The organism is Dietzia sp. Cai40 (genome assembly GCF_014145165.1).
Classification (GTDB): domain Bacteria; phylum Actinomycetota; class Actinomycetes; order Mycobacteriales; family Mycobacteriaceae; genus Dietzia; species Dietzia natronolimnaea.
The window spans coordinates 1-4,958 of sequence record NZ_JAALEB010000085.1 but is presented as its reverse complement, the minus strand read 5'-3'; the positions used below and the strand labels follow the sequence as shown (position 1 = coordinate 4,958).

General features: G+C 68.3%; 5 protein-coding genes and 1 pseudogene. 2 read left to right on the top strand and 4 right to left on the bottom strand.

What is annotated here, in order from left to right; translation table 11 throughout:
• Positions 1-380: 380 nt before the first annotated feature.
• From G6022_RS04250 to sdhC, 4 genes are read right to left on the bottom strand one after another with little or no spacing between them, the layout of a single operon-like run.
• Positions 381-1,172 carry a succinate dehydrogenase iron-sulfur subunit gene (locus G6022_RS04250; RefSeq protein WP_179524744.1) on the bottom strand — a complete coding sequence of 264 codons (792 nt, stop codon included), beginning with the start codon at positions 1,170-1,172 and terminating at the stop codon, positions 381-383.
• Positions 1,172-2,938 carry a succinate dehydrogenase flavoprotein subunit gene (gene sdhA / locus G6022_RS04245; protein ID WP_179526169.1) on the bottom strand — a complete coding sequence of 589 codons (1,767 nt, stop codon included), beginning with the start codon at positions 2,936-2,938 and terminating at the stop codon, positions 1,172-1,174. Before sdhA ends, G6022_RS04250 begins: the two co-directional genes overlap by 1 nt.
• A 48-nt stretch (positions 2,939-2,986) precedes the next feature.
• Positions 2,987-3,418, bottom strand: a complete 432-nt coding sequence (locus G6022_RS04240) for a succinate dehydrogenase hydrophobic membrane anchor subunit (protein ID WP_182617072.1) — start codon at positions 3,416-3,418, stop codon at positions 2,987-2,989.
• A gap of 14 nt (positions 3,419-3,432) precedes the next feature.
• Entirely contained in the window at positions 3,433-3,840 is a 408-nt protein-coding gene (sdhC, locus tag G6022_RS04235; RefSeq protein WP_182609616.1) for a succinate dehydrogenase, cytochrome b556 subunit, read from the bottom strand.
• Between the two features lie 191 nt (positions 3,841-4,031).
• Between sdhC and G6022_RS04230 the strand changes: the two genes are divergently transcribed.
• Positions 4,032-4,460: a cytidine deaminase gene (locus G6022_RS04230; protein ID WP_182609615.1), complete on the top strand. Its 429-nt coding sequence runs from the start codon at positions 4,032-4,034 to the stop codon at positions 4,458-4,460.
• A pseudogene (locus G6022_RS04225) lies at positions 4,457-4,958 on the top strand (thymidine phosphorylase); the annotation flags it as partial. The gene G6022_RS04230 and the pseudogene G6022_RS04225, both read left to right, overlap by 4 nt.

Here is a 4,958-nt window from a genome sequence, read left to right as displayed (position 1 = left end):
GACCACGGCCGCGACGAGGCCGACCATTCTCAGCGCGGCGCGTCGTCGTGGGCGGGTCACGGGTACCGAGTCTACGTCCGCGCGGCGCCGTTCCGGCCGGGACCCGCCCGGGGGTGTGGCCCACGTCCGCGTCGGACTCGTGCTCGGCAGGCGCGGGTGCGGATGGGCGTTCCCACCGCAGGCGCTCCTCTCGATGAACTCCCGCGGTCACTTCGGCGCACGCGGGCGTTCATCGACGGGGGCGGATGTTGGAGCGGAGGGCAGGCGCGGGGGCGGATGCCGGGGAGCAGGGGAGGCGGGGAGGCGCTTCCGGCAAATACCAGCGGGGCCGCACCCTCCGCTCAGGGAAGGTGCGGCCCCGCCGGGGAGACCGGGGAAGGTCAGCGCGCGAACAGCAGGGCGCGCTTGACCTCCTGGATCGCCTTGGTCACCTGGATGCCGCGGGGGCACGCGTCGGTGCAGTTGAAGGTCGTGCGGCACCGCCAGACCCCCTCGGCGTCGTTGAGGATCTCCAGACGCTCGGCGGCACCCTCGTCACGGGAGTCGAAGATGAACCGATGAGCGTTGACGATCGCGGCCGGGCCGAAGTACGACCCGTCGGCCCAGAACACCGGGCACGAGGTCGTGCAGCAGGCGCAGAGGATGCACTTGGTCGTGTCGTCGAAGCGGGCCCGGTCCGTCTGGGACTGGATCCGCTCGGCCGTCGGCTGGTTCCCGGACGTGATGAGGTACGGCATGACGTCACGGAACGACTTGAAGAACGGCTCCATGTCGACGTACAGGTCCTTCTCCACCGGCAGCCCGCGGATCGGGGCGATGGTGATGGTGATGGACTTGCCGTCCTTGGGAAGCATGTCCTTCATGAGGACCTTGCAGGCAAGGCGGTTGACCCCGTTGATCAGCATGGCGTCCGACCCACAGATGCCGTGTGCGCACGACCGGCGGAACGCGAGGCTGCCGTCGATGTAGTTCTTGACGTACATCAGCAGGTTGAGCAGACGGTCCGACGGCAGGGCCGGGACCTCGTACTCCTTCCAGCCCGCCGAGTCCGGATCCTCCGGGTTGAACCGGGCGATCTTGAGCGTGACCATGGTGGAGCCGGGCGGCACGGGACGGTTCGAGCCCGGGTCCTTGCCGTCGGTGGCCTTGGTGGTGTCGACTGCGGTGGTCATCAGTACTTACGCTCCATCGGCTCGTAGCGGGTCTGCACAACCGGCTTCCAGTCCAGCCGGATCTCGGAGAGGAGGCCGAGGCCGTCCTTGAACGCCATCGTGTGCTTCATGAACTCGTCGTCGTTGCGGTCCGGGTAGTCCTCGCGGGCGTGTCCGCCACGGGACTCCTTGCGGTTGAGCGCACCCACGACCGTGACCTCCGCCAGCTCCAGGAGGAAGCCCAGCTCGACGGCCTCGAGGAGTTCGGTGTTGAACCGCTTGCCCTTGTCGCTGACGGTGACGTCGGCGTAGCGCTTCTTCAGGGCGCGGAGCTCGTCACGGGCCTCGGTGAGCGACTGCTCGGTGCGGTACACCGACGCCTTGTCGTCCATCATGGCCTGCATCTCGGTCCGGATGTCGTTGGCGTTCTCCGCGCCGTGGTCGGCGAGCATGCTCTCCATCCACTCACGGACCATCTTCTCGGGCTCCTCGGGGAGTTCGACGAAGTCGTGGCCTGCAGCGTAGTCCGCGGCGGCGATCCCCGCCCGGCGGCCGAACACGTTGATGTCCAGCAGCGAGTTGGTGCCCAGACGGTTGGACCCGTGCACGGACACGCACGCGCACTCGCCGGCGGCGTAGAGACCGGGCACCACGTCGTCGTTGGTGCGGAGGACCTCACCCTTGACGTTGGTCGGGATGCCGCCCATGACGTAGTGGCACGTCGGGAACACCGGGACGAGCTCGGTGACCGGGTCGACACCCAGGTAGGTGCGGGAGAACTCGGTGATGTCGGGCAGCTTCTCCTCGAGCACGTCCGCACCGAGGTGGGTCACGTCGATGTAGACGTAGTCCTTCTCGGGTCCGGCGCCTCGGCCCTCGCGCACCTCGAGGACCATCGAGCGGGCGACGATGTCGCGCGGCGCGAGGTCCTTGATGGTGGGGGCGTAGCGCTCCATGAAGCGCTCACCGTCCGCGTTGCGCAGGATGCCGCCCTCGCCGCGGACGGCCTCGGAGATGAGGATGCCCAGGCCCGCCAGGCCCGTCGGGTGGAACTGGTGGAACTCCATGTCCTCCAGGGGCAGGCCCTTGCGGAAGACCACGGCCATTCCGTCGCCGGTGAGGGTGTGGGCGTTGGAGGTGGTCTTGTACATCCGTCCCGAACCGCCGGTCGCGAAGACGGTGGCCTTGGAGTGGAAGACGTGCAGGTCGCCGGAGGCGAGCTCGTAGGCGACGCACCCGGTGGCGACGGGGCCCTCGGGGGTTTCCGTGAGGCAGAGGTCCAGGACGTAGAACTCGTTGAAGAACTCGACGTTGTGCTTGACACAGTTCTGGTAGAGCGTCTGCAGGATCATGTGGCCCGTGCGGTCGGCCGCGTAGCAGGCCCGGCGCACGGGTGCCTTGCCGTGGTCGCGGGTGTGGCCACCGAAACGACGCTGGTCGATCTTGCCCTCGGGCGTGCGGTTGAACGGCAGGCCCATGTTCTCCAGGTCGATGACGGCGGTGATGGCCTCCTTGGCCATGATCTCCGCGGCGTCCTGGTCGACGAGGTAGTCGCCGCCCTTGACCGTGTCGAACGTGTGCCACTCCCAGTTGTCCTCCTCGACGTTCGCGAGGGCGGCGCACATACCGCCCTGGGCGGCGCCGGTGTGGGAGCGGGTGGGGTAGAGCTTGGTGAGGACGGCGGTACGGGTCCGCGGTCCCGACTCGATGGCCGCGCGCATGCCTGCGCCGCCGGCGCCGACGATTACCACGTCGTACTGGTGCTGGTGGACCTGACGATCGGTCATGGGATTCTCAGTGCTCGCTTTCGAAGTGGAACGGTCCGCAGGCGTCGATCAGACGTCGTAGGCGAGGCCGAAGAGGGCGTACGTGCCCAGAGCCAGGACGAGGACGGTCGCGGCGACGAGGATCGCGTTGAGCCAGAACCGCGTCGAGTCCTTGCGGGAATAGTCCGCGATGACCGTCCGGACGCCGTTCGCGCCGTGGAGCTGTGCCAGCCAGAGCATGAGGAGGTCCCACGTGGCCCAGAACGGGCTCTGCCAGCGATCCGCGACGTAGGCCCAGTCGATGCGGTGGACTCCCTCGTCGATCATGAGGCCCACGGTGAGGTGGCCGAGCGTGAGGATGACCAGCGCGACGCCCGAGGCGCGCATGAAGATCCACGCGGTGCGCTCGAAGTTGCCGCGTGAGCGCAGGCGCGGGGAGCGCGGCTGGGCGAGCGAGGCGGGGCGATCGTATGACGTCTGGAGAACAGGTGCGTCTGCCATGGTGATCGTTCTCCTTAGATGTGCTGGAAGAGAAGGAAGAGGAGGCGGGCGGTCGCCGCGGCGAAGACCACGACCCAGATCGCCAGGACGGCCCAGAGCATCTGGCGCTGGTACTTCGCGCCCTTGGACCAGAAGTCGATGGCGACGATGCGCAGACCGTTGAGCGCGTGGAAGAGGACCAGCGCGACCAGGCCGACCTCCAGGAGCCCGACGATCGGGGTCTTGTACGAGTCGATGACCGCGTTGTAGGTCTCCGGGCTCACCGTGACGAGCGAGGTGTCCAGCACGTGCACGAAGAGGAAGAAGAAGATCGCCACGCCCGAGATGCGGTGCGCGACCCACGACCACATCCCCGGGTCACCCTTGTAGATGCTGATCTTCTTATTGGGGGCCGGACGCGCCGGCGCCTGCGCAGTACTCATGGGCTTGTCGTGCCTCCGAATCGTCTGGGCGTGGTGCCATCGGCGCGCGTTCCCTGCCCGAGAGCACAGCGGGCGCCTACTAGGACTTTAGACCTGAGAGGACGCGGACGAGAAGCAGGGTGGGTACGGTGGTCCGAACGGGTAATGCCTGTTAGGGGACCCTAATCGAAGTTACCGGAGGGTAGAAAAGGGTGTCCGTCAACGAAACCGCAGCACAGAGGAACGCGGCCCGCAGCGGTTTGCGCGAAGCCGCGCTGGCGGCCGCCCGGAACGCCTACCGGCCGTACTCAGGATTGGGGGTGGGGGCCGCCGCCCTGGCGTCGGAACCCGGCGGCGACGAGTGCAGGATCGTGACCGGGTGCAACGTCGAGAACGCCTCCTACGGGCTCACACTCTGCGCGGAATGCTCGCTCGTGTCCGACCTCCACCGCACGGGTGGCGGGAGACTGCTCGAGCTCGTCGTCGTCGGCCACGACGGTGACCCGCTCTCACCGTGCGGGCGGTGCCGCCAACTCCTCCACGAACACGGCGGCCCGGACCTGGTCGTCCACACCGCCCGCGGCCCCGTCCGCCTGGGCGAGCTCCTGCCGGACGCCTTCGGGCCGGAGGATCTGACGTGACCCGGTCGATCGACGCCGTGCGGATCATCGAGGCCAAGCGTGACGGGAAGGAGCTCGACGACGACGAGATCGACTGGATCGTCGACGGGTACACCCGCGGTGTGGTGCACCCCGAGCAGATGTCCGCGTTGGCGATGGCGGTGTACTTCCGGGGCATGACCGATCGCGAGATCGCCCGCTGGACCGCCGCGATGGTCGACTCCGGCACCCGGTTGGACCTGTCCGACCTGACGCGCGCCGGTCGTCGCGTCCCCACGGTGGACAAGCACTCGACCGGCGGTGTGGGCGACTCGGTGACGCTCGTGCTGACCCCCCTGTTGGCGACCTGGGAGCTGGCGGTGCCCCAGCTCTCGGGGCGCGGGCTCGGTCACACGGGCGGGACCCTCGACAAACTCGAGGCGATCCCCGGCTGGCGCGCCGACCTGGATGCCGCCACCAGGCGCCAGATCCTTGAGGAGACCGGGGCCGTGATCTGCGCGGCCGGAGCCGATCTCGCGC

Coding starts and splice junctions, on each gene's coding strand:
- G6022_RS04240 (WP_182617072.1), bottom strand. CDS start 3,418: ATGGCAGACGCACCTGTTCTCCAGACGTCATACGATCGCCCCGCCTCG.
- sdhC (WP_182609616.1), bottom strand. CDS start 3,840: ATGAGTACTGCGCAGGCGCCGGCGCGTCCGGCCCCCAATAAGAAGATC.
- G6022_RS04250 (WP_179524744.1), bottom strand. CDS start 1,172: ATGACCACCGCAGTCGACACCACCAAGGCCACCGACGGCAAGGACCCG.
- sdhA (WP_179526169.1), bottom strand. CDS start 2,938: ATGACCGATCGTCAGGTCCACCAGCACCAGTACGACGTGGTAATCGTC.